The sequence below is a fragment of the Ensifer sp. ENS10 genome (assembly GCF_014852025.1).
Classification (GTDB): domain Bacteria; phylum Pseudomonadota; class Alphaproteobacteria; order Rhizobiales; family Rhizobiaceae; genus Ensifer.
In genome coordinates this window covers 331,695-357,113 of record NZ_JACVAS010000007.1, presented here as the reverse complement: position 1 = coordinate 357,113, position 25,419 = coordinate 331,695, and the positions used below count along the sequence as shown (strand labels likewise).

Below are 25,419 nucleotides of genomic sequence, written 5' to 3'. Positions count from 1 at the left end.
TGCAGAAATTTGTTGGCGGCTTTCTGCGTCTTTGCGCAAGCTGAAACCTATTCTACCGGTTCTTCGCGCGGCGGACGCTGCTTGAGCGGCACGCCGTGTTTTTCTTCCACGCGGTCGCGATAGAGTGCGGCCTGCCCGAGCAGCATCAGCGTCATCGGTGTGGTGACGAGAACGAAGACGATGATCAGGATTTCGTGGAACACCCAGCGGCTCTGCAGCACGGCGAAGCAGATGATCGAGGCTGTGCAGATCAGCAGCACGCCGCCGCTGGTTGCCAGCGTCGGCGCATGCAGCCGTTCGTAAAAGCTGGTAAACCGCAGCAGGCCGACCGAGCCGATCAGCGCTATGGCAGCGCCCAGAACGGTGAGCCCGCAGACCAGAATGGCCGCCCAGACGGGAAGGTCGGTGACATGGCTCATTCGATGATCTCCCCGCGCATCAGGAACTTGCCGAAGGCGATCGACGAAACGAAACCGATCAGCGCGACGATCAACGCCGATTCGAAATAGATCGAGTTTGCCGTGCGGATGCCGAAGGTGAGCAGCATCAGCATGGCGTTGATGTAGAGCGTGTCGAGGCCGAGGATGCGATCCTGCGCGCGCGGTCCTCTCACCATGCGGTAGAAGGCGAAGGCCATAGCCAGGCCGAGCATGATCTGGGCAATCAGGATCGACCAGATGATCGTGAGTTCCATCATCCGAATATCTCCTTCAAGGCGGCCTCGTAGCGCTTGACCGTATCGATCCAAACGCGCTCGTTCTCCATGTCGAGCACATGGAAGAGCAGGGATTTGCGCAGGCGATCGTATTCGAGCCAGGCCGTTCCCGGCGTCGCCGTCATGACGCAGGCGAGCAGCGCCAGGGCATTTTCGTCATCGAGATCGATATCGACGGTCAGGAAGCCGGAATTCGGCGGTCTGCGTCGGCCCCTTAGAATGACGGCAGCGACGGCCAGGTTGGATCGGATGATGTCGAGCGCAATGGTAAAGCCGAAACGCAGCATCAGCAGGACCCGCCGCGGGTGCGAACGGGCGAGACCGAGCTTGAGCGTCACCCAGCCGAGACCGGTGGCGAGCACGGAACCCATGAGGATCGTGCCGGGGGCGACCGACTGATTGAGCAGCAGCCAGATGGCGAGCAAACCGGCCGAAAGAAGCGGGTAGGGAAACCAGGTGCGCATCGGCTATTGCCCTCCCGCCCGCGGTGCGGTGAGTACGCGTTCTGCATAGCCTGCCGGGTTCAGAAGCGAGTCCGCCGTCGCCTGCATGTAGCGCATCGTCGGGCCGGCCTGCACGCTGAGGTATATGCAGGTGGCGAGCAACACGACGACGGGTGTGATCTCGATGACGACCACCCGCGGCACGGTGTTTTCAATCGACGCCCAGAAAGTGCGGATGCCGACGCGGTTCATGGCGATCATCGCGGCGAGACCGGAGACGATCAAGAGGGTGACATAGGTCCAGTCGGCTGCGGAAATCGCCGGAGTGGCTTCGGCTCCCGACAGGCCGAAAAGACCGCCGAGGATCGCGAATTTGGCGACGAAGCCGGAGAGCGGCGGCAGGCCGGCGAGCAGCAGGGCGCAAAGGCAGAAGCAGAGGCCGAGGATCGCCATGGTGCCGGGGATCGCGGCGCCGACCACTTCTTCCTCCTCGTCCTCGTCGGCATCGCCGTAGGCTTCCATCGTCACCGCCAGAACGTCGGCGCCGGCGTCACGGCCACGCTCGACCAGTTCGATCAAGAGGAAAAAGGCGGAGATCGTCAGTGTCGAGCTGACGAGATAGAACAGCGCGCCGGCAATCATGCTCGGATGGCCGAGGCCCATTGCGGCGAGCAGGGTGCCGGAAGAAACGAGCACCGAATAGGCGGCCAGACGGCCCATTGCCTGGGAGGCCAGCACGCCGATCGCGCCGAAGGCGATTGTCAGCAGGCCACCCAGAAGCAGGATCGGTTGGCCGAAGCCTGCGGAAGCGCCGGCGCTGGCGCCGAAGACCAGCAGCGAAAGCCTGAGGATGACGTAAATGCCGACCTTGGTCAGGATCGCGAAGACGGCGGCCACCGGCGGTGTCGCGGCCGAATAGGCTGTCGGCAGCCAGAAGCTCAAGGGCCACATGCCGGCCTTCACCAGGAAGGCGACGCCGAGCACGCCCGCTCCGACCTCAACCATCTGGCGGTCATCCGGCGAGAGCGTCGCCAGTTTCATCGACAGATCGGCCATGTTGAGCGTGCCGGTCGCGCCATAGATCAGGCTGACGCCGATCAGGAAGAGCGATGAGGCAGCGAGGTTGATAGCAACGTAATGCAGGCCCGCCTTGACGCGGAGCGGCCCGGAGCCGTGCAGCAGCAGGCCGTAGGATGCCGCCAGCATCATCTCGAAGAAGACGAAGAGGTTGAAGAGGTCGCCGGTCAGGAACGAGCCGTTGAGACCGGCGATCAGCAGCTGGACCAGCGAATGGAAGTGGTGGCCGGCCGTGTGCCAGCGCGCGATCGAATAGGCCTGGGCGGCAAGCGCCAGTCCGCTCGTCAGGCACAGCATCAGCGCCGACAGGCGGTCGAGCACCAGCACGATCCCGAAGGGCGCCGGCCAGTTGCCGAGTTGATAGACGCCGCTGCCGGCGGGGGCGCCGTCTAACGAGGCGATGCGCATCAGCACCATCGAGAGGATGAAAAGCGCGAGCGTCGAGACGAAGCCCATCACGCCCTTCAGCATGCGGTTGCGCTCGTCGATCGGGATCATCGCGGCACCGACCATCAGCGGCAGCAGGATCGGCAGAATCAGCAGGTGGTGCACCCAGTTAGTCATGGCGCTGCTCCCGGCCGTCGACGTGGTCGGTGCCCGTGAAGCCGCGCGAGGCGAGCAGCACGACGAGGAAGAGCGCGGTCATCGCGAAGCCGATGACGATCGCGGTCAGGACGAGCGCCTGCGGCACCGGATCGGTATAGCGGCTGAGGTCGCCGACGCCGCCGGGTTCCAGCACCGGCGGCGCGTTCACGCGAAGACGCCCCATGCCGAAGATGAAGAGGTTGACCGCATAGGAAAGCAGCGAGAGGCCGATGATCACCTGGTAGGTGCGCGGACGCAGCAGCAGGTAGACGCCCGATGCGGTCAGCACGCCGATCGCGACAGAGAGGATGATCTCCATTAGCGGGCCTCCTTTCCGCTCCGCGTGGCGCGGGCATGGGCACGCGGCGCACGGATCGACTGGTGGGCAAGGGCGATGAGGATCAGCACCGTTGCGCCGAGCACCAGCGAGAAGACGCCGAGATCGAAGAACAGCGCGCTGGCGAGCGGGAACTTCCCGACGATCGGCAGCGTCACGTATTGCGCGTGCGAGGTGAGGAACGGATAACCGAAGAGCCAGGAGCCGATGCCGGTGGTCGCGGCAACCAGCAGACCGATGCTCATCCAGCGCAGCGGATGGATGCGCAGCCGTTCCTCGACCCAGCGGGTGCCGCCGGACATGTATTGCAGGATAAAGCCGATCGACATGGCGATGCCTGCCGCAAAGCCGCCGCCCGGCAGGTCATGGCCGCGCAGGAACAGATAGGCGGCGAGCATGCCGATGACCGGGAACATCCAGCGCATGATCACAGAAGGCACGAACAGATACTCGGCGACGCTGTCGCCCTTGCTGCGATCCGGGTGGTCGTCGTCGAAGGCGTTCTGGACGCGCTGCTGTTCCGGTGCCTCCAGACTGTCGGCCTGCGGGCGGAAGCGCAGGAGCAGAGCGAAGACCGTGAGCGCGACGATTGCCAGAACGGCGATTTCGCCGAGCGTGTCGAAGCCGCGGAAGTCGACGAGGATGACGTTGACGACGTTGGTGCCGCCGCCCTCCTTGTAGGCGCGCTCGAGGAAGTAGCTGGCGATCGTCTCGGGCATCGGCCGGGTCATCATCGTATAGGCGATGAGCGCCACGCCGCCGCCGGCGGCGATAGCCAGCAGGAAGTCGCGCAGGCGGCGGAAGCGGACCCTGAGCGAAAGCAGCTCCGATTCCTGCGTATCCTCGATGCGCTTCGGCAGCCAGCGAAGACCAAGCAGGATCAGGACCGTCGTGACGATCTCGACGAGCAGCTGAGTCACGGCAAGGTCCGGCGCCGAAAGCCAAACGAAGGTCAGGCAAGTGGTGAGACCGGCGCCGCCAAGCAGCACGAGCGCGGCGAGCCGGTGGAATTTTGCCAGCAGCGCCGCGCCGATCGCGCAGGCGATGCCGACCGCCCAGAGCAGCGCGAAGGCCGGATCGATGCTGCGAACCAGAAGCGGCGGCAGCTCGTATTTGCTCAGAAGCAGCGGCAGCGCACCGGCGGCGACGGCGATGAAGACGAGGAAGCGCATCTGCGGCTGCAGCCGCCGGGTGCCGAGCCGTTGTTCGAGCGAACGCGCCCATTTCCAGGAGAGCGTCACGAGCACGCGCTCGAAGATGCGCTGGCCGTGCAGCACGCGGAAGATCGGCGGCCCCTCGATGCTGGTCGCAAGATAATTGCGCATCAGGAAATAGAGGCCGACGCCGCCCGCCAGCGCCACGAAGCTCATGATCAGCGGCAGGTTCCAGCCATGCCAGACGGAGAGGCTGTAGTGTGGCGTGCTGGCACCCAGGATCGATACGACCGCCGTGTGCAGGAACGGACCAATGGTGATCGCCGGAATGATGCCGACGACCAGGCAGGCGAGCACCAAAAATTCGATCGGTACGCGCATCCAGCGCGGCGGCTCGTGCGGCACCTTTGGCAGATCCTCCGGCGTGTTGCCGAAGAAGACGCTATGGATGAAGCGTAGCGAATAGGTGACCGCGAACATGCCGGCGAGCGTCGCGACGTAGGGCGTCATCGTGTCGAGGATGTTGGCCTGGTGCGTTTCGATCGCCTCGGCGAAGAACATTTCCTTCGAGATGAAGCCGTTCAGAAGCGGAACACCAGCCATGGCAGCGCTCGCCACCATGGCGAGCACCGCCGTTCCCGGCATGTAGCGGATCAGCCCGCCGAGCTTGCGCATGTCACGCGTGCCGGTCTCGTGGTCGATGATGCCCGCCGCCATGAACAGCGACGCTTTGAAGGTGGCGTGGTTGACGATGTGGAAGACCGCGGCGACGGCTGCAAGCGGGCTGCCGAGGCTCAACAGCACCGTGATCAGGCCGAGATGGCTGATGGTGGAATAGGCCAGCAGGCCTTTGAGGTCCTGCTGGAAGATGGCGAAATAGGCGCCGAGCAGCAGGGTGGAGAGCCCGGCAAGGCCGACGATCCAGAACCAGGCCTCGGTACCGGCCATCACAGGCCACAGGCGCACAAGCAGGAAGACGCCTGCCTTCACCATGGTTGCGGAGTGCAGGTAGGCGGAGACCGGCGTCGGTGCCGACATCGCGTGCGGCAGCCAGAAGTGGAACGGGAACTGCGCGCTTTTCGTCAATGCGCCGAGCAGGACCAGGATCAGGACAGGCATATAGAGCGGCGAGTTGCGGATCAGATCGCCCGACGCCAGCACGACGTCGAGGTCGTAGCTGCCGACGATGCGGCCCATCAGCAGGAGGCCGACGAGCATGCAGAGGCCGCCCGTGCCGGTCACGGTCAACGCCATGCGGGCGCCGTCGCGGGCATGGGCATTGTGGTGCCAGTAGCCGATCAGGAGGAACGAAACGATGCTCGTCAGTTCCCAGAAGACCGCAAGCAGGATGAGATTGCCTGAAAGCACGACGCCGAGCATCGAGCCCATGAAGGCAAGAAACAGCGCCAGGAAGCGCGGCACCGGGTCTTCCGCGGCCATGTAATAGCGGGCGTAAATCACGACGAGTACGCCGATCGCTGTCACCAGCACCGTGAAGAGCCAGGCGAAGCCGTCCATCCTGAGCGTGAAATTGAGGCCGAGTTCAGGGAGCCAGGCGATGTCGTAGCGCAGCACGCCGCCCGAGGTGACGAAGGGATAGAGGCTGGCGGCGACGAGGAAACACAGGAGCGCGATCGTTCCTGCGAACCAGGCTGTCGCACCGCGTTGATCGGGCGGAAAGAAGATTGCAAGGAGGCTTCCCGCAAATGGGGCGAGAATGAAGACAGAAAGCAATTTTCCCGCGTATTCGATCGTACCGTTCCCTTCGTTCGGGTTTCATGGAGAGCGGGCACCAGAGCGCCGTGCTTTCAAAAGAACGCACAGGGGACGCACCAGGATGTTGAATCTAGAGCATCTTTTCCGCTTCAGTGGGTTGCCCTTGAAGCGGGACGCCCTAGAGGCCCGAAAGGGCGGTCGCATCAGCGACTGCCGCAGGTGATGCCGCCGATCCCAAGACGTGGAGGCAGGCAATTGTTTTTATGGCGATTCGCGGCAAAGCTGCCAAGCCTTACCGGTGCGAAAAATGCACGCACCGTGTTTTTTGCAGCAGGCCGGCGTGCTTCTCAGGCCGCAAGCCAGCGGCGCTCGAAGGCGAAGGTCGCGAGGTCGTTGGCGTTCATCGGCCGCGCGAAGGCATAGCCTTGCAGCCCGTGGCAGCCGAGTTCCTTCAGGATATGGGCGTGTTCCAGCGTCTCGACGCCTTCGGCGATCACTTCGATGCCGAGCGACGTGCCGATATCGATGATCGATTCGACGAGGCGCTTTTCGGCGGGCGAGTCGAGGATCGGCAGGACGAGCTGGCGATCGATCTTCAGCCGCCGCGGGGTCAGCTTCAGAAGGCTCAGGATCGAGGCATAGCCGGTGCCGAAATCGTCGATCTCGATGTCGATGCCGAGCTCCTTGATCCTGCGGATGTTGGAAAGCACCGTCACGTCGCCCTCGTCGAAGGAGATCGATTCCAGTAGTTCGAAGGACAGGCGGCCCGCCGGAATTTGCAATTGTTCGAGGCGATCGATCAGGTTTTCATCGTGAAGCCGTGCATAGGACAGATTGACCGAGACCTTGGGAATATGGATGCCGCCCGCCTCCCAGCGGTAGATCTGGAACAGCGCCTGTTCCAGGATTGCCTGGTCGATCGACGCGACCACGTTGATGTCTTCCGCCGTCTTCAGGAAGGTATGCGGGCCGAGCAGTCCCTTGGATGGATGATCCCAGCGCGCCAGTGCCTCGACACCTGTTATGTCGAGGGATCGCGGGCAGAACTGCGGCTGGAAATGGGCGATGAACTCGTTGTGCTCCAGCCCGCGAAGGATCTCGTCGGCCGTTTGCTTGGTCTTGAAAACGGCCGTCTTCAGCTCACCGGTAAAGGTCTCGTGCCGGTTGCGGCCGCGGCGCTTGGCTTCGTAGAGCGCAATATCGGCATTGACCAGCACGTGCGACAGATCATCCGTTGCCTTGGCCTGGGCAGCAATGCCGATGCTGACGCCGATGCGGCACTCCTGGTCCTTGTAGCGGACGGGCACGCTCATCGCCTCAATGATGCGGGACGCGAGTGTGGCGTCCGGTTCCATCCCGCCATCCTGGCGAACGATGACGAACTCATCGCCGCCGATGCGAGCAACGAAGTCCCTGGCATCCGCATTGCCCCGGAGCAGCTCGGCGGCATGGCGCAGGATTTCGTCGCCGGCGGCGTGGCCGAGCGTATCGTTGATCTGCTTGAACCGGTCGAGGTCCATGTGGAATATGCTGAGCCGGGCTTCCGGCGCGAAATGCCTGTTGCGCTCGGCCAGGACCTGATCGAGGAACCGGCGGTTCGGCAGGCCGGTCAGCGGATCGTGCAGGGCATTGAATTCCATGCGATGGCGCGCCGCCTCGAGCTCGACGCTGTGCGCCTCGGCCATGCGCTTGGCTTCGAACAGGGTTTCGCGGGTCTCGAAGTCGGCGGTGACGTCCCAGTTGACCCCGACGACCTTCCGCATGCCATCGGCGCCGATATAGGCAGAGCCGATCGCGCGAATGTGACGCAAACTGCCGTCTGGGAGGCAGATGCGGAAGTCCGAGTTGTAGGCGTCGCCCGTCTCGAGCGCTTCTACGAACTCGGCCTCGGCGCGCTGGAGATCGTCGGAATAAAGGGCGCTCCTCCAGTCCTCATAGGTCTCGCGGGTGGAGCCGGCGCGACCGTAGAGTTCGCGCATCCGGTCGTCCCAAAGCAGCTTGCCGCTCGCAATATCCAGCTCCCAAATGCCGATCTGCGAGGAGTCCAGCGCGATCTTCAGCCGATGGGAGAGCTCTTGCAGCTGCGCCTTGCTGTGCCTCAGCGCGCGGATGTTCATCTGCCGCTCGCTCATCAGGCGACCGGTCAGCACCATCGGCAGGATGATCATCAAGCCGCCGAGAACGATCAATCCGCGGATGAACCAGGCATTGCCGGCCGTCGTCGGCCAGCCGCCCCTGGGAACGGCTGCGATGCGCCAGGAGCCGCCCGGCAACAGCACGGTCATCCCGACCGGCGAATGCTTGAAGATCGCGGGGTCGCCAAAGAAGACCTGCCCTTCCGCGCCGGTGCCGTCGCGCCCGGCTATGGCGATATCTATGCCGGGCTGTTCGGAAAGGAGGCCGCTGTCACGATAGAGGCGGTCGATGTCGATGATGGCGGAGACGATGCCCCAGAAGCGATTGCTGCCGCCGCCGGCGTCGATCATTACCGGGAAGCGGCCGATCAGCCCACGCCCGCCCTGGACGAGATCCACCGGGCCGGCAAGCACCATCTGCCTGGTGTTCTTGACGCGCATGACGGCAGCGCGCTGCAACTCGTTCTTGCGGTAATCGAGCCCCAGCGCCTTCTCATTTCCTTTGAGCGGGTAGACGAGCGAGACGACGAGGTTCGGCGCGGCAGCGATGCTGCGCAGTTGCGAGCGTTCGGTAAAGATGCTGCGCGAAAGGGCGGCGAAGCGCTTCTGATCCATGCCCGGCTCGGTGACGAGCGTGCCGATCAAGCCGCGCACGAGCTGGATATTGCCGTTGACGTTGGCTTCGAGCTTGGAGCGGATGGGATTGAGCTCTTCGGCGACCCGTGCGCGCAAGCGCGCCTCGGCCACCACCTGGTTCTGATTGTCCGCCAGGATGCCGGCCACCAGGACCACGAAAGCCGCGATGACCGCCGGAAGGTAGCTTGGCGTTAAAACCCTGGAGAGCCTCTTCATTCCGAGGTTGAAAGCATGTCTGGCAGGCACAAATCACCCCGGCGGCACGCGAATGGCTGTGTATCGACCGGGATGATCCCAAAAGGGTCTTAATAATTCTTGTTTTAGTCGGCTCTTTTATACGAGGTTTCGCATTCAGCCACCCTTGCGCTCGGGTAGCTTCTTGCGCTTGGTCTCGGCGAGTTCCTTGAGTTCGCCTTCCGTCATGGATTTTTCCATCTCGCGGGAGGCGCCCTTGAGACTGGACTTCTTGGTCTCTCCGCGTTTTGCGGCCAGGGCCGCACCGGCTGCCTTCTGCTGAGCCTTCGATTTGGCTGGCATGGAACACCACCTTTCGGTTGATAGCCCCTCCCAACGCTCAGCGGTCGCCGGTGTTCCGAGATTTCCGGATGAATAGCGCGATGCTACGCGCCTTCCCGGGCTTCGATCATGGCTTGCAGTGTCTCCAGGCGATCGGCGTCGCGCGGCAGCTTGTCCTGTCGCAGGCGGGCAATGCGGGGGAAACGCATCGCGACGCCGGATTTGTGCCGGGTCGAGCGGTTGATGCCTTCGAAGGCGACCTCGACGACGAAACCGAAATCGGGTTCGGCCCTGACGGCACGGACGGGTCCGAAACGGTCGGTTGTGTTGTCCCTGACGAAACGGTCGAGAAGCTCCAGCTCGGCGTCGGTGAAGCCGAAATAGGCCTTGCCGACCGGTACCAGCGTTTCCTTCCCGTCGATGACAGTCCAGACGCCGAAGGTGTAATCGGAGTAGTAGCTCGATCGCTTGCCGTGACCGCGCTGTGCATACATCAGCACCGCGTCGATATTAAAGGGCGCACGCTTCCACTTGAACCAGGGCCCTTTGACACGGCCGGGCGTATAGGGCGAATCGAGCCGTTTCAGCATGATGCCTTCGATGACCGGGTCGGGCGGGTCGGCGCGCAGCCGGTCAAGCTCTTCCCAGGACGAGAACGGCACCAGCGGCGACAGGTCGAAATGCTGTGGTGCAGCGCTTTCCACGAGATCGGCAAGCATTGCCCTTCTTGTGACAAAGCCTTGCGGGCGAACGTCCTCTTCGCCCGAAAAGAGAATGTCATAGGCGCGGATGAAGGCGGGGTAGGCATCGAGAAGCTTGTGGCTGACGGTCTTGCGGTTCAGGCGCTGTTGCAGGTCGGCGAAGCTTCGGGTTGCGCGATTGGTGCGTGCCGTGCCGCCGACGAGCAGTTCGCCGTCGATGACGCCGGTGAAGTCGGCGGCTTCGAGTACATCGGGAAAGGCGCCGGAAATCTCGTCGCCGCTGCGGGAGTAAAGACGTTTGACGCCGCCTATATTGGCAAGCTGTACGCGGATCCCGTCCCACTTCCATTCGGCCGCGAAATCCCTGGGGTCGAGCGCGTCGAGATCGCCCTCACCGACGGGATTGGCGAGCATGACCGAGTGGAAGACCGCCGGCGTCGAAAGCTCGGGCTTCTCCGCCTCGCCCAAGAGCCAGCGGAAGAGCGGCAGATAGGGCGGTGACAGGCCGTGCCAGAGCGTCTCGATTTCGGCGACATCCTTGCCGCCCATGTCGGCAAGCGCCTGTTTGGCGAGCTTCGCCGATACACCGATGCGCAGGCCTCCGGTCACCAGCTTGAGGAAGGCGAAGCGCGCCGAGGTGTCCAGGTGGTCGAGCATGTCGCGCACGACGCTGCGCACGTCGGCGCGCCCGGTCATCTGCAGGCGCTCGATGGCGGCACCCAGCGGGATGTCCGATTGAACCGTACCAACCGGGGGTTCCCAGACGAGCGAGACCGTTTCGGCGAGGTCGCCGACATAGTCGTAGGAGTACTGGAAGAGCACCGCGTCCATGCGTTCGAGGAGCAGGTCCCGGATCATCGCCGGCTTGACCGTGTTCAGCGACAGCGTACCGGCGATCGCCGCGAGCGCGTAGCCGCGGCTCGGATCCGGCGCCGTCCGGAAGTAATCGGCAAGCAGGCGGATCTTGGCGTTGCGCTGCGGGCTCAGGACGAGGCGATCGAGCAGTTCGGCGAAGGCGTGCATCCCGTCACTCTCCCTCGTCGTCGTAACCGACGAGGTGCAGCGGGCGGGCGGCGATGCCTTGCAGCTCGCACCAGCGCACCAGTGCTTCCTCGCGGCCGTGCGTGACCCAGACTTCGCCGGGAGCGATCTCGGTGATCGTCTCAGTCAGCTCAGCCCAGTCGCAATGGTCGGAAATGACCAAGGGCAGTTCGACGCCGCGCTGTTTCGCTCTTTGGCGGATCAGCATCCAGCCGGAGGCGAAGATGGCGATCGGATCGGTGAAGCGCCGCGACCAGCGGTCGGCGAAGGCGGCGGGCGGGCCGATCACGATGGTCCCTCTGAAATCCTGCTTTTCGTCGGCGGCAAGTGTTGCCGGACGAAGTTCGCCGAGATCGATGCCCTGGCTCTGGTAGTAGTCGCAGAGCCGCTGCAGGGCGCCGTGGATGAAGATCGGTTGGTGGTAGCCCTCTTCGCGCAGGAGCGCGATGACGCGCTGAGCCTTGCCGAGCGCATAGGCGCCGACCACGTGGGTCCGTTCGGGAAACTGGGTAAGCGAGGTGAGCAGCTTGCGCGTCTCGGCCCGGTCGTCCGGGTGGTGGAAGACCGGCAGACCGAAGGTGGCCTCGGTGATGAACACGTCGCAGGCAACCGGTTCGAAACCCGTGCAGGTCGGATCCCGTCGCCGTTTGTAGTCGCCGGAGACGACGATGCGGATACCGTTGGCATGCACTGAGATCTGTGCCGAGCCAAGCACGTGGCCGGCGGGATGGAAGCCCACCTCGACACCGTTCAGCGTCAGCCTTTCCCCGAGTTCGACCGCCTGGCTCGTGCCGCAGAATCCATCTCCGTAACGAATGCGCATGATGTCGAGGGTTTCGCGGGTGGCGAGCACCTGGCCGTGGCCGGCGCGGGCATGGTCGGAATGGCCATGGGTAATGAGCGCCCTTTCGACCGGCTGCACCGGGTCGATGTAGAAATCGCCAATCTGGCAGTAGAGACCCTTGGGGGCGGGATAGAGCAGGGCGTCCGGTTTCATGGACATAAAGATAGCCGGCGAACGCGCGTCCGCCAGCCATCTTGTTCAAGTTTTTCAAGGCGCAACATCGGTCGCGCCTCGATCAGGTTCAGTCGTTCAAGACAAGCGTGTCGCTGATCAGCTTCAGCGTGCGGGCCGCATCGATGTCGATGCAGGCCTTCTGGCTTGGCAGATTGTCCCACGGGCTCGGCGGGAAGAGCCTGTTGTCGGGGCTCTGGATCGTCTGGCCGTCGGCAATGCCGCCGCAGACGACACGGATCGATCCGCTTCTGACGGTGAAGAGATCGGGCGCCACGACATAGGCGCAGGCGCAGCTGTCATGCACGACCATGCCATCGGGAACATGCTGCTCGTAGAAGGTGACGTAGAACTTCGAGATGTCAGCAAGCAGCTTGCCGGCCTCGCCGCCGCGCTCGGCTATGTCGGCGATCATCGCCTTGGTCATCACGGTCTGGGTGGTGACGTCGAGGCCGACGACGGTGACCGGCCACGCGGCCGTCATCACCACGTCAGCGGCTTCCGGGTCGCCGTGGATATTGGCTTCGGCAGCGGGTGTGATGTTGCCGTTGACGTCGAAGGCGCCGCCCATGATGACGACTTCGCGCACGAGTGCGGCAAAATCCGGATCCTCGCGCAGCGCCAGCGCCAGGTTGGTCATGCGGCCGACGGCGATCAGCGTCACTTCGCCCGGATGGGCGCGGACCGTATCGATGATGAAGCGGTGCGCCGGGCGCGGGTCGATCGGCAGGTCGACAGTCTCCGGGACATCGATGTTGCCGAGGCCGTCGTCGCCGTGGATGAAGGTCGGCCAGCCGACATGCGGACGGTCGGGGTCGAAGGTCTTGTCGAGGCCCTTGGCAACCGGTGCATCGATGCCCCATTGCTGCTTCAGGAACAGCGCATTGCGGGTGGTGGTTTCGACCGAGGCATTACCGAAGACAGTGGTGATGCCGATCAGGTTGATAGCCGGATGACGATGCAGGAAAAGCAGCGCCATCGCATCGTCGATGCCCGGGTCCGTATCAAAGATGACTTTGTGCATTGCGTTCTTCTTTTCTTGTTCTTGTGTTTGACGGCCCGCAATGGAGGCAAGATGGCTGTGAAAGTCAATCTCCCTCGCGGGCGCCTGGGCCGAGACTGAGCGCCTTCCTGGCCGGTTTCCGTTGGAACATCGCTGCACCGGCAGACATGGCGGGCTCCCTCGCAGCAGCTTAAACTTTCCGAAAGGGTGGCGCGCCTAATGTTGAGGCGCGCCCTTTCGGGCTTTTCTGCAATTCCTGGATATGACGGCGGAGTCACCCTCGTGAAGGCTATCCTCGGCAAGTTTCGGCCATCGAAGAGGCTGCTCGTCATCCTCGCGGCCGCCTTCGGCGTGTCGGCCGCATCCGGCGGGGCCGCTGTCTATGTCAGCCGGGACGCACTGATGGCGGGGCTTTCCAAGCCGAATACATCGGGTCTCGAATGCACGATGCTGCGGACCCTCAAGCTCAGCCATAACGGCCAGCGCTGGATCCGCATGCACGTCAAGACCGATCGCGCCGATGGCGAGGCACGCATGCGCACGGCCCTGCGTGTGGTCGGCGCGCTGGCGAAGGCCGAGAGCGCCGATCTCTATCAGGTCGTCGTGCTCGACGCGGCCGGCCCGGAGGATCGGGCGCAGGTTCGCGGAGCCGCAATCGGGGCGGAAGTGCTTTTCGCTCCGGGCCCGCAGAGCGTGCCTGGAATGAGCGAAACGTTCCGCGCTTCCTATAATGCCGGTACGGCGAATTCCGTCGGCGTCTTTCATGGCAAGACGGTCGATCTCTCGATGGATGATATCCGCATGATGATGGCAGCGATGGACGACCACTCGTCGTGCATCGATCCGTCCGCGGATCCGGCCGAAGCCAAGACCGCCGAAGCAGGCGGTGCCGAACATGCGGCCGAACCGGAGGAGACGGCCGAGGCGCCGGCCGGTCACTGAGACCACGCTGCGTCCGAGACGTCGGATCATCATCAGAAAATAAAAGGCCCGACGCTGGTGCGGCGGGCCTTCGTGTTCGTGGCAATGCGACCTTGATCAGTCGGCCTTCTGGCGGCGTGCCGGGAAGAGGATGACGTCGCGGATCGACGGCGCATTGGTCAGAAGCATGATCAGGCGGTCGACGCCGATGCCGAGGCCACCGGCCGGCGGCATGCCCTGGTCGATGGCATCGAGGAACTCGTCGTCGAGCTGCTTGGCCTTTTCGCCGCGAGCATGCGCCTGTTCGAGCTGCTCGACCATGCGGGCGCGCTGCTCTTCCGGGTCGTTGAGTTCCGAGAAGGCGTTGCCGAGTTCCCAGGCGTTGCAATAGGTCTCGAAACGCTCGACCAGGCGCGGTTCGCCCGGCACTTCCTTGGCGAAGGGCGAGATGTCCTTCGGGAAATGCGTGACGTGGGCCGGCTGGATCAGCGTTCCTTCAACCTTTTCTTCAAAGATGAAGGCGAGGCACTCGCCCCAGGTCCAGTCCTTCTCGACTTCGAAGCCGGCAGCCTTGGCGGCCGCGCGGGCTTCCTCGTCGGTCTTCATCGCCAGGAAGTCGATGCCTGTCGCTTCCTTGACGGCGTCGGGCATCGGCACGCGGCGGAACGGACCCTTGAAGGAGATTTCCTTGTCGCCGTAGGCAAATTCGGTCGAACCGTGGATCGCCATCGCCAGCTCGGCGAACAGCCGCTCGACGAGGTCCATGATGTCCTCGTAGTCGGCATAGGCCCAGTAGCACTCCATCATGGTGAATTCCGGATTGTGCCGGGTGGAGACGCCTTCGTTGCGGAAGTTGCGGTTGATCTCGAAGACCTTGTCGGTGAGGCCCGAAACCAGCGTGCGCTTCAGGTACAGTTCCGGCGCGATGCGCAGGAACATGTCGAGCTTCAGCGTGTTGTGATGCGTCTTGAACGGCTCGGCGGTAGCGCCGCCGTAGACCGAATGCAGCATCGGCGTTTCGACTTCCATGAAGCCGTCGTTTTCCATGAAGCGGCGGATGCCGGAAACGATGCGGCTGCGGCTCTGAAAGCGCAGCTTCGATTCCTCGTTGGTCATGATGTCGAGGTGACGCTTGCGGTAGCGAATTTCGATGTCGGAGAGGCCGTGCCACTTCTCGGGCATCGGCAGCAGCGACTTCGTCAGCATGGTGATCGCCTGGGCGTTGATCGTCAGCTCGCCGCGCTTGGTACGGCGCACGACGCCGGTGACGCCGATGATGTCGCCGATGTCGATCATCGGCAGCAGGCCGCGGGCCTCTTCGCTCGTCACGTCCTTGTGGCTGAAGATCTGAATCTTGCCGGAGGCGTCATGGATGTCCATGAACATGCCGGAGTTGCGCGAGGAGTAGACGCGGCCGGCAACGGTCACGACATCCTGCGTCTCGGTGTCCGGTTCCAGGCCTTCGTACTTGGCGGTGAGTTCGGCATTGCTCATCGTCCGGTGGAAATGCGCCGGATAGACGTCGCCGATCTGTTCGCGCAGCAGCTTCAGCTTCTGTGCGCGGACTTCCGTTGCGTCGGAGGAGAGGCCAGTGGTCTCGGTCTTGTCGTTCATCGTGCTCTCCTTACTTTCCGCTGCCGACCATGGAGGCGACCACCTGGGAAGCGACCTTCAGGCGCTGGCGTACCACGGCGCGGCCCAGGATTTCCATGCTGTCGAACAGCGGCAACGAGCGCTGCGAGCCGGAAACCGCCACAAAGAGCGGCGCCACGATGACCTTCAGCTTCTTGCCCATGCGTTCGGCGACCGCGCGCAGTTCCGCTTCGATCGACTCCTTGTTCCATTCGAGGATCTTTTCGAGATCCGGCTGAACGGCGTTGAGGACCTCGAGCAGTTCTTCGGGCGTCGACTTGACACCGGCGAAGGCAGCCGGCTGCAGGCCGAGATCGGACTTGAACAGGAAGCTTGCGAGATCCGGCAGTTCGCCGAGCTTCGAGATGCGCGACTGGCTGAGCTTCAGGCCCTGCTTCAGGCGGTCGTTTTCCATCGCCCAGGCAAGCACACGGGCAGCGAACTCGTCTTCCGAGAGCTTCTCGCGGATCCAGCGCGCGTTCAGCCAGTCGAGCTTCTGGATATCGAAGATCGCGCCGGCCTTGGACAGGTTTTCCGGATCGAACTTTGCCGCGAGCTCGTCGATCGTGAGCAACTCCTCGCCTTCGGCGATCTGGATGAAGAACAGGCCGAGGAAGTTCATCAGCGCTTCCGGCAGATAGCCGAGGGCGGTGTAGTAGGAGATCGACGTCGGGTTCTTGCGCTTCGACAGCTTCGACTTGTCGGCATTGCGCATCAGCGACAGGTGCATGAATTTTGGCGGTTCGAGGCCGAGGTACTGGTAGATCAGGATGTGCTTCGGCACGGAAGCCAGCCACTCCTCGCCGCGGGCGACGTGGGTGATCTTCATCAGATGGTCGTCGACGACGTTTGCCATGTGGTAGGTCGGCATGCCGTCGGCCTTCAAGAGCACCTGCATGTCGACGGCATCCCACGGGATTTCGACGTCGCCATAGACGCCGTCGTTAAACTTGCACGAACCCTCGGTCGGGATCTTCATGCGCACGACATGCGGCTCGCCGGCGGCAACGCGCGACGTCACTTCTTCGGCTGTAAGGTTGAGGCAAAGGCCGTCATACTTCGACGGCTTGCCGGCGGCGCGCTGGCTCTCGCGCATCTGTTCGAGCCGCTCGGGCGTGCAGAAGCAGCGGAAGCCGTGACCGTTCTCGACGATCTTCTCGACATAGGGACGGTACATGTCCTTGCGGTCGCTCTGGCGATAGGGGCCATAGGGACCACCGACATCAGGACCTTCAGACCATTCGAGCCCGCACCATTTCAGCGCGTCCAGCACCTTCTGTTCGAACTCCGGCGTCGAGCGGGTCGCATCGGTGTCTTCGATGCGCAGGATGAACTCGCCGCCGTGTTTCTTCGCAAAGAGGTAGTTGAACAGAGCGATATAGGCCGTGCCGACATGCGGCTCGCCGGTGGGGGAGGGTGCGATGCGTACCCGGACTGCTGAATTTGCCATGGTCTTTTTGCCCGTCTGACGTGCTTTTCGCCCCTTGCCGGAAAAGAAATCCGACCGCCGGGGCGCGCATTTTATGGGAAGGAAAGGCCCGCAAGGGTGCCGCAACAGCGGTATCGGCAGGCTATTCCAGTCGGCTCGCGTGAGACCATAGAACACCGATCATGTCAACGGAAAGTGGACCACGTCGGTTTTTGTTGACACTGCCGGCCCTGGACGATAATGAACCGAAAGGTTATTTAACTGAAAGGTTTTTTAGAAAATGCCGGAAGATCGCTTGTCGACGACGCTCTCCGCCCTGGCCGACCCAACGCGAAGGGCGATCCTTGCCCGTCTCGCCCTCGGAGAGGCCTCGGTCGGCGAACTGGCGGAGCCCTTCGCAATGAGCCTGCCGGCAGTGTCCAAGCATCTCAAGGTTCTCGAGCGCGCCGGGCTGATCAGCCGCGGCCGCGAAGCGCAATGGCGCCCGTGCCGGCTCGAGGCCGCGCCGCTGAAGGACGTCAACAGCTGGCTCGACAGTTACCGCCGCTTCTGGGAGCAGAAGTTCGATCGTCTCGACACCTATTTGCAGGAACTCCAGCACATCGATCCGGACGCCGGAAAGAACTGATCGTCATTCCATCTTCCGTGTCCGGCCGTTCTGCTGTAAGCAGGACGCGTCGAAAAAGGCAGGACCGGATATGGTAAGCCCGGTCCCTTCGGTTTTCTAACGAAGCTCTGCTCGAACGTCCCGTTCGAACCCACGACGTGGTTCCGATGCAATCGCATCGGTCCGCGGCGGGGTATGCATATCGACGCAGTCCGCCGCGTTTCTCGAACACGGAGACTGTGAACATGCGACTGAATCATATCGACCTCTATAGCCCCGTCGTTGCCGAAACGGCTTCCTTCCTCATCGACCATTTCGGCCTGACGCTGGTCGAAAAGCGCGGCAAGGACGCCTTCTATCGCTTGACGGATGGTTTCGGCCTCGTGCTCGTCGTCAGCCCGCCGATCACGGCACTTGGCGGCGGCGACCAGTTGAACCTCGGTGCCCAGACCTACCACATCGGCTTCCTGCTGCCGGCGCGGGCCGAGGTCGACGACGCCTACCGGCGGGTGCGTGGATCCGGCGCCCAGGTGATCGCACCGGAGGACCGGCACGGCGCCTACGTCTTCTATGTGGTCATTCCCGGCAACATTCTGGTCGAAGTCGGTCATCGCGCAGACGTCTGAACCGGACCGGAGGTCAGCGGAACGTTTCCTCGGGAGAGGCGTTGTCCAATCAGAAGGCGTGGAGCCAGCCACCGGCATGGCTCAGCGAAAGAGGAGGAGTGATCCTGTATTTCGCTGAAGGCTCGCGGTTGACGGCCGGTCGGTTCGGTCCCGCGTCTTCGTGAACTCCCGCAAACAAGAAGGCCCGCATCGGCGATGCGGGCCTTTTCGCGATGAGACCGTCGTGGCTCAGCTCGTCAGTTGAGCTTGCCTGCCTTCCGGAGCCGCGCATTGCGCGCGACCATGTTGAGGATTTCGACAAGGGCCGAGAAAGCCATGGCGGCGTAGATGTAACCCTTCGGCACATGCAGGCCCATGCCTTCGGCAATCAGCGTCGTGCCGATCATCAAGAGGAAGGCGAGCGCCAGCATGACGATCGTCGGGTTCTTCTCGATGAAGTTGGCGAGCGGATTGGCGGCGACGAGCATAACGGTCACGGCGGCAATCACGGCGATGACCATGATCGGCAGGTGCGGCGTCATGCCAACGGCGGTGATGATGCTGTCGACGGAGAAGACAAGGTCGAGCAACAGGATCTGAGCGATCGCAGCGCCGAAGCTGTTGATCGCCGAAGACGCGATGAAGTCCTCGCCATGATCGGCCGGATCGACATTGTGGTGGATTTCCTTGGTCGCCTTCCAGACGAGGAACAGGCCACCGGCAATCAGGATCATGTCCTTCCAGGAGAAGCCGTGGCCGAAGGCCTCGAACACCGGCGTCGTCAGCTTGACGATCCAGGCAACGGTGCCGAGCAGGGCAAGGCGCATGACGAGGGCGAGGCCGATGCCGATGCGGCGGGCCCTTTCGCGATGCTCCAGTGGTAGCTTGTTGGTGAGGATCGAGATGAAGATCAGGTTGTCGATGCCGAGAACCACCTCCATGACCACAAGCGTGACGAGGGCGACCCAGGCGGCGGGGTCTTGGGCAAGCAACAGGATATCCTGCATCGGCGATCTTCCTTTGTGGGTGGCGCGTCGTCGCGCAAGAATCGCCGAAAGTATTTAAGAAACATCGCGGAGGTGACAAGCGCCGCCGCTATTTGCGGCGGCGCTTTACCGTTTACGATTTGATCGGAATCCACAGTTCGACGACGCCCATGCCCGAATGCGGGTCGAAGCGCTCGTCGTAGCGTTCGATGAGATCAGGCGTTTCGCCGTGCTGAAGTCCGGACTCGGGCAACCAAGTGCCGAAGACATGGTCCGCGGTCTTGGCGATCGCGGAGATGTGGCCGCGGTGCAGGAAGACGGCATAACGCTGCTTCGGCAGCTTCAGCGTCGAAAAGCCCTCCGGCAGGTCGTCGGTTTCGCTGACTTCCGCGGCTGCCATGTAACGGAAGGTTCCGGCCTCGCCATTGCTATGGGTGCAGACACCATAGGCGATGTCGCCCTTCTGGCCGGCTATGTTGCCGAAATGGCGGTTGAACCGCTGCCAGAGCGACGGGATGCCCTCGGTGCGGCTGTAGGCATAGGTTTCCGCTAGGCCCGCCAGAAGCAGGGGCGGGCTGTCTTCGAAGCGCGGCGGGTCGATCTTGAGAAGGCGGGTATCGTCCATTCTTAAAGGCTCCATCAGTTCGATGTTTCGAACATGCCTTTGCTTGCGCACCGTCTCGGGCGTCACGCCGAACTGGTCGCGAAAGGCGCGGGTGAAAGCCTCGTGCGAGCCGTAGCCCGCTTCGAGGGCTACCGAAAGAATGCTGAGGGAACCATCGGCCAGGGCGTAAGCGGCATCGCTGAGGCGCCGGCCGCGAATATAGGCGCTGATCGAACGGCCCGTGACCAGCCCGAAAACGCGCGAGAGATGGAAGCGCGAGAGGCCAGCGGCCCCGGCGATCTCATCCAGCGATATGTCCCTTGCGAAATGGCTCTCGATGAACCAGACCGCGCGTCCGATGGCACTCATCATCACTCCTTTGGCAGCGCCCTGGTGATAGGGTCTTGCCGGAAGGCGCGCTTGATCGCAATTGCTGGATTGTAACGCCGGAGGGGTCGGAAGAGTTCGGCGCCAGCCGTCCTATTTCTTCGGTCCGTAGGCGGACATGAAGACGCGGACGGCGGCGGTCACCGTCGCCTCGATCTGTTCCTTCGGCGGTGCGGTGCACATGCCGCCGAACAGGCGGTGCTTGAAGAGCCCGGCCTGCGCCATTTCGATGAACTGGCGGGCGGCCATCTCGGTGTTGTCGATATCCAGAGTACCGGCAGGAACCTGCCGGTCGAGATAGGCCTTGAGCACGGTATAACCGTTTTCCGGCGCCTCGCTGAAGAAGCGCTCGGCCAGATGCGGCATGCGATCGATCACGCCGATCACCATGCGCATGGAGCGGATCGTTTCTTCGGCCGTCATGCTGGTCGTCAGCGTCACGCCGAAATCGTAGAGCGATTCCTCGACGTCGTCGTGATCGTTGAGCGCGTGCTTGGCGGTCTGGACCACCCGGGTCTTGCCCTTGATGATCAGAGCCTTGAACAGGTCTTCCTTGTTCTCGAAATAGACGTAGAGCGTACCCTTGGAGACGCCGGCCTCGCGGGTGATGTCGTTCATGCTGGCAGCGTCGAAACCCTGGCTCAGAAAGGCGCGCCGGGCACCTTCGAGGATCTGCTCGCGCTTGGCGGGGTCCTCGCCGGCGGCGTGGCGGCCGCCCATCGAAAAGAGATCTTCGTCCTGGCCGACATTCGGCTGGATCATGTCCTGGGTTCCGGTCTTCACCGTGCTCATGGTGGTCGCTTGTTTCCGTCCTGCTTGCATTAAATTTCAGTCATCGAACCGCGTGGTTCGATTTCCTCTTGATATGCGACCAGAAAGGGCCTATGTCAAGCTCGATCGAACCGAACGGTTCAGTTCGTTCAGCAATCTTTAACCAGGCCGGTGCCCAATGTCCGCATCCAACACATCCAGCGCTGCTCGCGTCCGTCCAGTCGACGAGAATTTTGAAGTGCAGCAGGAAACCGCGCTTGAGGCAAAGGCGCCTGCGGCGGAGCAGGCCGCTGTCCAGGCTCCCGCAGAAGCGGCGCAGCCGCCGAAGAAGGCGCGCAAGCCCATCGTTCCGGTGCTCGGTCTGGCGCTTCTCGCCGCCGGCGCCTGGTTCGGCTACGACTGGTGGACCAATGGCCGCTTCATGGTCTCGACCGATGACGCCTATATCGAAGGCGACATCGCGACGATTTCGCCGAAGGTTTCGGGATACGTCGCCAAGGTCGATGCCGTCGCCAACCAGAAGGTGAAGGCCGGCGATCCTCTCGTTACCCTCGACGATGGCGATTATCGTATCGCTGCCGAGCAGGCCGAGGCAAAGATTGCCACCCAGAAACTTGCACTCAGCCGTTTCGATGCGCAGATTGCCGGTGCCAAGGCGAGCCTGGCCCAGACCGAAGCGCAGAAGAAGGCTCTCGAAGCGACGGTGCGCGGCGCCGAGCTTGCGCAGAAGCGCGCAAGCGACCTCCAGTCCAAGGCCGTTGGCACCGTCGCTTCGCTTGACAACGCCGATGTGGCGCTCGACCAGGCACGCGCGAACCTTGCCGGCGCCGATGCCAATATCGCCGCCGCCAATGCGAGCATCACGGTTCTCGAAGCCCAGCGCACCGAAGCCGAAAGCGAGATCCGCTCGCTCGAGCTTGTGCGCGACAAGGCCAATCGCGACCTCGGCTTCACCGTCTTGAAGGCGCCCTATGACGGCATCGTCGGCAACGTGGCGGTTCAGGTTGGCGATCTCGTTTCAGCCGGCCAGCGGCTCGCTGCCCTCGTTCCGGTCGACCAGCTCTACATCGACGCCAATTTCAAGGAGACCCAGATCGCCCATCTGGTGCCGGGCTCCAAGGTCAAGGTCCATGTCGATGCCTATGAGGATCACGCGATCGAAGGCACCGTTGCCTCGATTTCGCCAGCCTCCGGTTCGGTCTTCTCGTTGCTGCCGGCCGAAAACGCCACCGGCAACTTCACCAAGGTGATCCAGCGCGTGCCGGTGCGCATCACGCTCCCGGCCGACGTGCTGGCCGAAGGACACCTGCGTGCCGGCCTGAGCGTCGTCGTCGACGTCGACACGCGCACGGCGCCGGATCAGACCAAGGTCGCCGCCACCAAGTAATCAGGCCCAAACGCCGGCGCGCCTTGAGGGCGCGCCCTTGCAAGGAGTGGCTGAGATGGCCGCAACGGCAACAGCAGGTTCGGTGGCGGCCGCCGCACCGAAGGTCGAGGAACATATGGATCCGAAGAGGCTGATCGCCTTCTTCGCCATGGTCGTCGGCATGTTCATGGCCATCCTCGACATCCAGATCGTCTCGGCCTCGCTTGCCGAAATCCAGGCGGGCCTGTCGGCCGGCTCGGACGAGATCGGCTGGGTGCAGACCTCCTATCTCATCGCCGAAGTCATCATGATCCCGCTGTCGGGAACGCTGGCGCGCATCGTCTCGACGCGCGTGCTGTTCTCGGTTTCGGCCGCCGGCTTCACCGCGGCGAGCGCGCTTGCGGCAACGGCGACGAACATCGACCAGATGATCGTCTATCGCGCCATCCAGGGCTTCATCGGCGGCGGCATGATCCCATCGGTTTTTGCGGCCGCCTTCACCATCTTCCCGCCGTCCAAGCGCAACATCGTCTCGCCGATCATCGGCCTGATCGCGACGCTGGCGCCGACGATCGGCCCGACCGTCGGCGGCTATCTCAGCCACGCCTTCTCCTGGCACTGGTTGTTCCTCGTCAACGTCATTCCCGGCATCATCGTCGCCACGCTCACCTGGACCTTCATCGATTTCGACAAGCCGGAGCTCGGCCTGTTCAAGAAGTTCGACTGGTGGGGCCTGGCCTCGATGGCGATTTTCCTCGGCGCGCTGGAGTACGTGCTGGAAGAAGGCAACACCAACGACTGGTTCAATGACGAGCACATCGTGATGGGCGCAGTCGCTTCGGCAATCGCCGCCATCGTGTTCTTCTATCGGGCCTTCAAGGTGGAGTTCCCGGTCGTCGACCTCAGGGCCTTTGCCAACCGCAACTTCGCCTTCGGCTCGATGTTCTCCTTCGTCATGGGCATCGGGCTCTATGGCCTCACCTATCTCTATCCGCTCTATCTCGGTCGCATCCGCGGCTACGATTCGCTGATGATCGGCGAGACCATGTTCGTCTCGGGCCTTGCGATGTTCTTCACGGCGCCGGTCGCCGGCATCCTTTCGGGAAAGCTCGATCCGCGTGTGCTGATGACGATTGGTTTTACCAGCTTTGCCGCCGGCACCTGGATCATGGGCCATCTCACCGCCGACTGGGACTTCTACGAGCTGTTCATCCCGCAGATTCTGCGCGGCGTCGGGCTGATGCTCTGCATGGTGCCGATCAACAACATCGCGCTCGGCACCATGCCGCCGGCGCGCATGCGCGGCGCGTCCGGCCTGTTCAACCTCACGCGAAACCTCGGCGGTGCAGTCGGGCTCGCGGTCATCAACACGATCCTGACCCAGCGCCAGGACTTCCACTATGCGCGCCTCGCCGAGCATGTGCAGTGGGGCAATCCGGAGGCGATGGAGCGGTTCAACAACATGGCCGCCAACTTCAACGCCCATGGTCTCGACGGCACGACGATCGCCGTCAAGCAGCTTGCCGCCATGGCGCAGAAGCAGGCGGTCATCCTGTCCTTCGGCGATATCTTCGTGCTTTTGACGGTGCTGTTCCTGTCGCTGATCCTCGGTGTGATGATGATCAAGAAGCCGCAGGGCGCCGGCCCCAGCGGCGGCGGTCACTAGAACAAGAGGATGATGGGTCGAGGCGGCCCATCATACTTTCCCATGAGAGGTAGGTAGGCGGGCGAGCGCCCGTCTTTCCTCGTTTCCATCCTCAGACAAGTCCGCACGGTTTACGCGAGCCGAGCCTTGCTGCACACTCCCGTCGACTGATGGCGAGGGCGGCGGGATGAAGGAACGGGTTTCGGCGGCTATCTCACGGCGGTCTTTCATGACGGGCATTGCCGGCCTCGGGCTGGGGCTTGCCGCCTCCCGCAGTCGCGCTGCCCCTCCGGCCATCGATGCGACGTTCCTATTCTCCAACGACATCCATGCCTGCCTCGTCTCGATCGAGGGGCTTGCGCCGAACTGCGCGGCGGAAGGCAAGACCGACGCCAACCTGCTGCGCCATGTGGCGGCGCTCAACGCCGTGTATGCCGTGCGCTGGCCGGAAACGGTCGCGGGCAAGCCGAGCGGTCTCGCAAGTGCCGGACGGCAGATCGGCAAGCCACTCGGTCTGGTGCTTGGCGGCGACATCACCGACGACGGCGGCGGGCAGGTGCGCCAGCCGCGCGAAGGGCGGCAGCTGCAGCAGTTCTCCAGCCGCTATCAGGAAGGGGCGGGCAGCGATCGGGTCCACATGCCCGTCTTCGTCGGGCTCGGCAATCATGACCTCGACCAGGACGGCCCGCCGCCGCATGTCGACTGGTATCGCCGCGAGCTGCGCGACTATGTCGAGCTCAATCATCGCCAGACGGTCTTCTACAAGCCGCCGGTGCCGGTGACCAACTACGACCCGCTTTCGGACTGCTACTCCTGGGATTGGGGCGGGTTGCACCTTGTGCAGCTGCAGCGCTTCGGCGGCGATGAGACGAAGGGCGCGGTGAATGCGCTGCCCTGGCTGAAGCAGGATCTGGCGGCCTATGCGGGCGACGGCCGGCCCGTCATACTGTTCCAGCACTATGGCTGGGACGCGTTTTCGACCGAGGTCTGGGATGTGAAGGCCAAGACCTTCGATGATGAAGGCGATGGCGCGCCGCATTGGTGGAGTGTCGATCAGCGCCAGGCGCTGCTCGACTCGCTCAAGGGCTACAACGTCATCGGCCTGTTCCACGGACACCAGCACGAAACCGCAATGATCTACCGGCAGGGCGGGCTCGACCTCATTAAGCCGAAGGCTGCCTATATGGGCGGCTTTGCGGTTGTGCGCGTCACCGACGGCTTCATGGACGTAGTGTTGGCCGAGGCCGGTTCCGCGCACGGAGAGGTCGCGTTTACTACCGCTTTCAGCAAGCGGCTCGCCTAATATCTGGTAAGTGTCACAACATTCGTTAAATCGATCAGAATCAATCGTTTAAAGTGACGCGTGCCGTCCTTCCGCCGGCGCACGGACGC

22 protein-coding genes are annotated in these 25,419 nt (G+C 63.1%); 6 read left to right on the top strand and 16 right to left on the bottom strand.

What is annotated here, in order from left to right:
• Positions 1-47: 47 nt before the first annotated feature.
• From mnhG to IB265_RS24065, 11 genes are all read right to left on the bottom strand, one after another.
• Positions 48-419 (bottom strand): monovalent cation/H(+) antiporter subunit G, encoded by a 372-nt coding sequence (gene mnhG, locus IB265_RS24115; protein WP_057254529.1) that lies wholly within the window; start codon positions 417-419, stop codon positions 48-50.
• Positions 416-697, bottom strand: a complete 282-nt coding sequence (locus tag IB265_RS24110; protein WP_057254530.1) for a K+/H+ antiporter subunit F — start codon at positions 695-697, stop codon at positions 416-418. Before IB265_RS24110 ends, mnhG begins: the two co-directional genes overlap by 4 nt.
• Positions 694-1,179 (bottom strand): Na+/H+ antiporter subunit E, encoded by a 486-nt coding sequence (locus tag IB265_RS24105; RefSeq protein WP_057254531.1) that lies wholly within the window; start codon positions 1,177-1,179, stop codon positions 694-696. The genes IB265_RS24110 and IB265_RS24105 overlap by 4 nt, the downstream gene beginning before the upstream one ends.
• Positions 1,180-1,182: 3 nt before the next feature.
• Positions 1,183-2,799 (bottom strand): monovalent cation/H+ antiporter subunit D, encoded by a 1,617-nt coding sequence (locus tag IB265_RS24100; RefSeq protein WP_192495207.1) that lies wholly within the window; start codon positions 2,797-2,799, stop codon positions 1,183-1,185.
• Positions 2,792-3,139, bottom strand: coding sequence for a Na+/H+ antiporter subunit C (locus IB265_RS24095; protein WP_057254533.1), 348 nt, complete (start codon positions 3,137-3,139; stop codon positions 2,792-2,794). The genes IB265_RS24100 and IB265_RS24095 overlap by 8 nt, the downstream gene beginning before the upstream one ends.
• Entirely contained in the window at positions 3,139-6,045 is a 2,907-nt protein-coding gene (locus IB265_RS24090; protein ID WP_057254534.1) for a monovalent cation/H+ antiporter subunit A, read from the bottom strand. Before IB265_RS24090 ends, IB265_RS24095 begins: the two co-directional genes overlap by 1 nt.
• A gap of 329 nt (positions 6,046-6,374) precedes the next feature.
• The gene (locus IB265_RS24085) at positions 6,375-9,014 is read right to left on the bottom strand and encodes an EAL domain-containing protein (protein ID WP_192495206.1); all 2,640 of its coding nucleotides are present in this window, start codon (positions 9,012-9,014) and stop codon (positions 6,375-6,377) included.
• Between the two features lie 135 nt (positions 9,015-9,149).
• Positions 9,150-9,335, bottom strand: coding sequence for a DUF3008 family protein (locus IB265_RS24080; protein WP_057254536.1), 186 nt, complete (start codon positions 9,333-9,335; stop codon positions 9,150-9,152).
• Positions 9,336-9,418: 83 nt separating this feature from the next.
• Entirely contained in the window at positions 9,419-11,038 is a 1,620-nt protein-coding gene (locus tag IB265_RS24075; RefSeq protein WP_057254537.1) for a cisplatin damage response ATP-dependent DNA ligase, read from the bottom strand.
• Positions 11,039-11,042: 4 nt separating this feature from the next.
• Positions 11,043-12,053 (bottom strand): ligase-associated DNA damage response exonuclease, encoded by a 1,011-nt coding sequence (locus IB265_RS24070; protein ID WP_057254816.1) that lies wholly within the window; start codon positions 12,051-12,053, stop codon positions 11,043-11,045.
• A gap of 88 nt (positions 12,054-12,141) precedes the next feature.
• Positions 12,142-13,095, bottom strand: a complete 954-nt coding sequence (locus IB265_RS24065) for a nucleoside hydrolase (protein WP_057254538.1) — start codon at positions 13,093-13,095, stop codon at positions 12,142-12,144.
• A 261-nt stretch (positions 13,096-13,356) separates the two neighbouring features.
• On the opposite strand from IB265_RS24065, the gene IB265_RS24060 reads away from it, so the two are divergent.
• A complete protein-coding gene (locus IB265_RS24060; RefSeq protein ID WP_057254817.1) occupies positions 13,357-14,016 on the top strand; it encodes a hypothetical protein in 660 nt (219 codons plus the stop codon).
• Between the two features lie 96 nt (positions 14,017-14,112).
• On the opposite strand, the gene lysS is transcribed toward IB265_RS24060, so the two are convergent.
• The gene (gene lysS / locus IB265_RS24055) at positions 14,113-15,609 is read right to left on the bottom strand and encodes a lysine--tRNA ligase (RefSeq protein ID WP_057254539.1); all 1,497 of its coding nucleotides are present in this window, start codon (positions 15,607-15,609) and stop codon (positions 14,113-14,115) included.
• Positions 15,610-15,619: 10 nt separating this feature from the next.
• Positions 15,620-17,077 carry a glutamate--tRNA ligase gene (gene gltX / locus IB265_RS24050; protein WP_057254540.1) on the bottom strand — a complete coding sequence of 486 codons (1,458 nt, stop codon included), beginning with the start codon at positions 17,075-17,077 and terminating at the stop codon, positions 15,620-15,622.
• A gap of 259 nt (positions 17,078-17,336) precedes the next feature.
• Between gltX and IB265_RS24045 the strand changes: the two genes are divergently transcribed.
• A complete protein-coding gene (locus tag IB265_RS24045; RefSeq protein WP_057254541.1) occupies positions 17,337-17,684 on the top strand; it encodes a helix-turn-helix transcriptional regulator in 348 nt (115 codons plus the stop codon).
• Between the two features lie 224 nt (positions 17,685-17,908).
• Positions 17,909-18,289 carry a VOC family protein gene (locus tag IB265_RS24040; protein ID WP_057254542.1) on the top strand — a complete coding sequence of 127 codons (381 nt, stop codon included), beginning with the start codon at positions 17,909-17,911 and terminating at the stop codon, positions 18,287-18,289.
• A gap of 236 nt (positions 18,290-18,525) precedes the next feature.
• On the opposite strand, the gene IB265_RS24035 is transcribed toward IB265_RS24040, so the two are convergent.
• The 3 genes from IB265_RS24035 to IB265_RS24025 all read right to left on the bottom strand — a co-directional run bounded on the left by IB265_RS24035 (position 18,526) and on the right by IB265_RS24025 (position 21,007).
• The gene (locus tag IB265_RS24035; protein WP_110880638.1) at positions 18,526-19,275 is read right to left on the bottom strand and encodes a TerC family protein; all 750 of its coding nucleotides are present in this window, start codon (positions 19,273-19,275) and stop codon (positions 18,526-18,528) included.
• Between the two features lie 112 nt (positions 19,276-19,387).
• Complete coding sequence (locus IB265_RS24030) at positions 19,388-20,227, bottom strand: AraC family transcriptional regulator (RefSeq protein ID WP_057254818.1); 840 nt, start codon at positions 20,225-20,227, stop codon at positions 19,388-19,390.
• A gap of 111 nt (positions 20,228-20,338) precedes the next feature.
• Positions 20,339-21,007 carry a TetR/AcrR family transcriptional regulator gene (locus IB265_RS24025; RefSeq protein ID WP_373419944.1) on the bottom strand — a complete coding sequence of 223 codons (669 nt, stop codon included), beginning with the start codon at positions 21,005-21,007 and terminating at the stop codon, positions 20,339-20,341.
• Between the two features lie 187 nt (positions 21,008-21,194).
• Between IB265_RS24025 and IB265_RS24020 the strand changes: the two genes are divergently transcribed.
• From IB265_RS24020 to IB265_RS24010, 3 genes are all read left to right on the top strand, one after another.
• Complete coding sequence (locus IB265_RS24020) at positions 21,195-22,403, top strand: HlyD family secretion protein (RefSeq protein ID WP_192495205.1); 1,209 nt, start codon at positions 21,195-21,197, stop codon at positions 22,401-22,403.
• Between the two features lie 55 nt (positions 22,404-22,458).
• A complete protein-coding gene (locus tag IB265_RS24015; RefSeq protein ID WP_057254546.1) occupies positions 22,459-24,048 on the top strand; it encodes a DHA2 family efflux MFS transporter permease subunit in 1,590 nt (529 codons plus the stop codon).
• Between the two features lie 208 nt (positions 24,049-24,256).
• Positions 24,257-25,330 (top strand): metallophosphoesterase, encoded by a 1,074-nt coding sequence (locus IB265_RS24010; protein ID WP_057254819.1) that lies wholly within the window; start codon positions 24,257-24,259, stop codon positions 25,328-25,330.
• Positions 25,331-25,419 lie beyond the last annotated feature (89 nt).

Bases quoted from the DNA above. Each gene is read 5' to 3' on its own strand.
- mnhG (WP_057254529.1), bottom strand. From the start codon at position 419: ATGAGCCATGTCACCGACCTTCCCGTCTGGGCGGCCATTCTGGTCTGC.
- IB265_RS24110 (WP_057254530.1), bottom strand. From the start codon at position 697: ATGATGGAACTCACGATCATCTGGTCGATCCTGATTGCCCAGATCATG.
- IB265_RS24105 (WP_057254531.1), bottom strand. From the start codon at position 1,179: ATGCGCACCTGGTTTCCCTACCCGCTTCTTTCGGCCGGTTTGCTCGCC.
- IB265_RS24100 (WP_192495207.1), bottom strand. From the start codon at position 2,799: ATGACTAACTGGGTGCACCACCTGCTGATTCTGCCGATCCTGCTGCCG.
- IB265_RS24095 (WP_057254533.1), bottom strand. From the start codon at position 3,139: ATGGAGATCATCCTCTCTGTCGCGATCGGCGTGCTGACCGCATCGGGC.
- IB265_RS24085 (WP_192495206.1), bottom strand. From the start codon at position 9,014: ATGAAGAGGCTCTCCAGGGTTTTAACGCCAAGCTACCTTCCGGCGGTC.
- IB265_RS24080 (WP_057254536.1), bottom strand. From the start codon at position 9,335: ATGCCAGCCAAATCGAAGGCTCAGCAGAAGGCAGCCGGTGCGGCCCTG.
- IB265_RS24075 (WP_057254537.1), bottom strand. From the start codon at position 11,038: ATGCACGCCTTCGCCGAACTGCTCGATCGCCTCGTCCTGAGCCCGCAG.
- IB265_RS24070 (WP_057254816.1), bottom strand. From the start codon at position 12,053: ATGAAACCGGACGCCCTGCTCTATCCCGCCCCCAAGGGTCTCTACTGC.
- IB265_RS24065 (WP_057254538.1), bottom strand. From the start codon at position 13,095: ATGCACAAAGTCATCTTTGATACGGACCCGGGCATCGACGATGCGATG.
- lysS (WP_057254539.1), bottom strand. From the start codon at position 15,609: ATGAACGACAAGACCGAGACCACTGGCCTCTCCTCCGACGCAACGGAA.
- gltX (WP_057254540.1), bottom strand. From the start codon at position 17,077: ATGGCAAATTCAGCAGTCCGGGTACGCATCGCACCCTCCCCCACCGGC.
- IB265_RS24045 (WP_057254541.1), top strand. From the start codon at position 17,337: ATGCCGGAAGATCGCTTGTCGACGACGCTCTCCGCCCTGGCCGACCCA.
- IB265_RS24040 (WP_057254542.1), top strand. From the start codon at position 17,909: ATGCGACTGAATCATATCGACCTCTATAGCCCCGTCGTTGCCGAAACG.
- IB265_RS24035 (WP_110880638.1), bottom strand. From the start codon at position 19,275: ATGCAGGATATCCTGTTGCTTGCCCAAGACCCCGCCGCCTGGGTCGCC.
- IB265_RS24030 (WP_057254818.1), bottom strand. From the start codon at position 20,227: ATGAGTGCCATCGGACGCGCGGTCTGGTTCATCGAGAGCCATTTCGCA.
- IB265_RS24025 (WP_373419944.1), bottom strand. From the start codon at position 21,007: ATGATCCAGCCGAATGTCGGCCAGGACGAAGATCTCTTTTCGATGGGC.
- IB265_RS24020 (WP_192495205.1), top strand. From the start codon at position 21,195: ATGTCCGCATCCAACACATCCAGCGCTGCTCGCGTCCGTCCAGTCGAC.
- IB265_RS24015 (WP_057254546.1), top strand. From the start codon at position 22,459: ATGGCCGCAACGGCAACAGCAGGTTCGGTGGCGGCCGCCGCACCGAAG.
- IB265_RS24010 (WP_057254819.1), top strand. From the start codon at position 24,257: ATGACGGGCATTGCCGGCCTCGGGCTGGGGCTTGCCGCCTCCCGCAGT.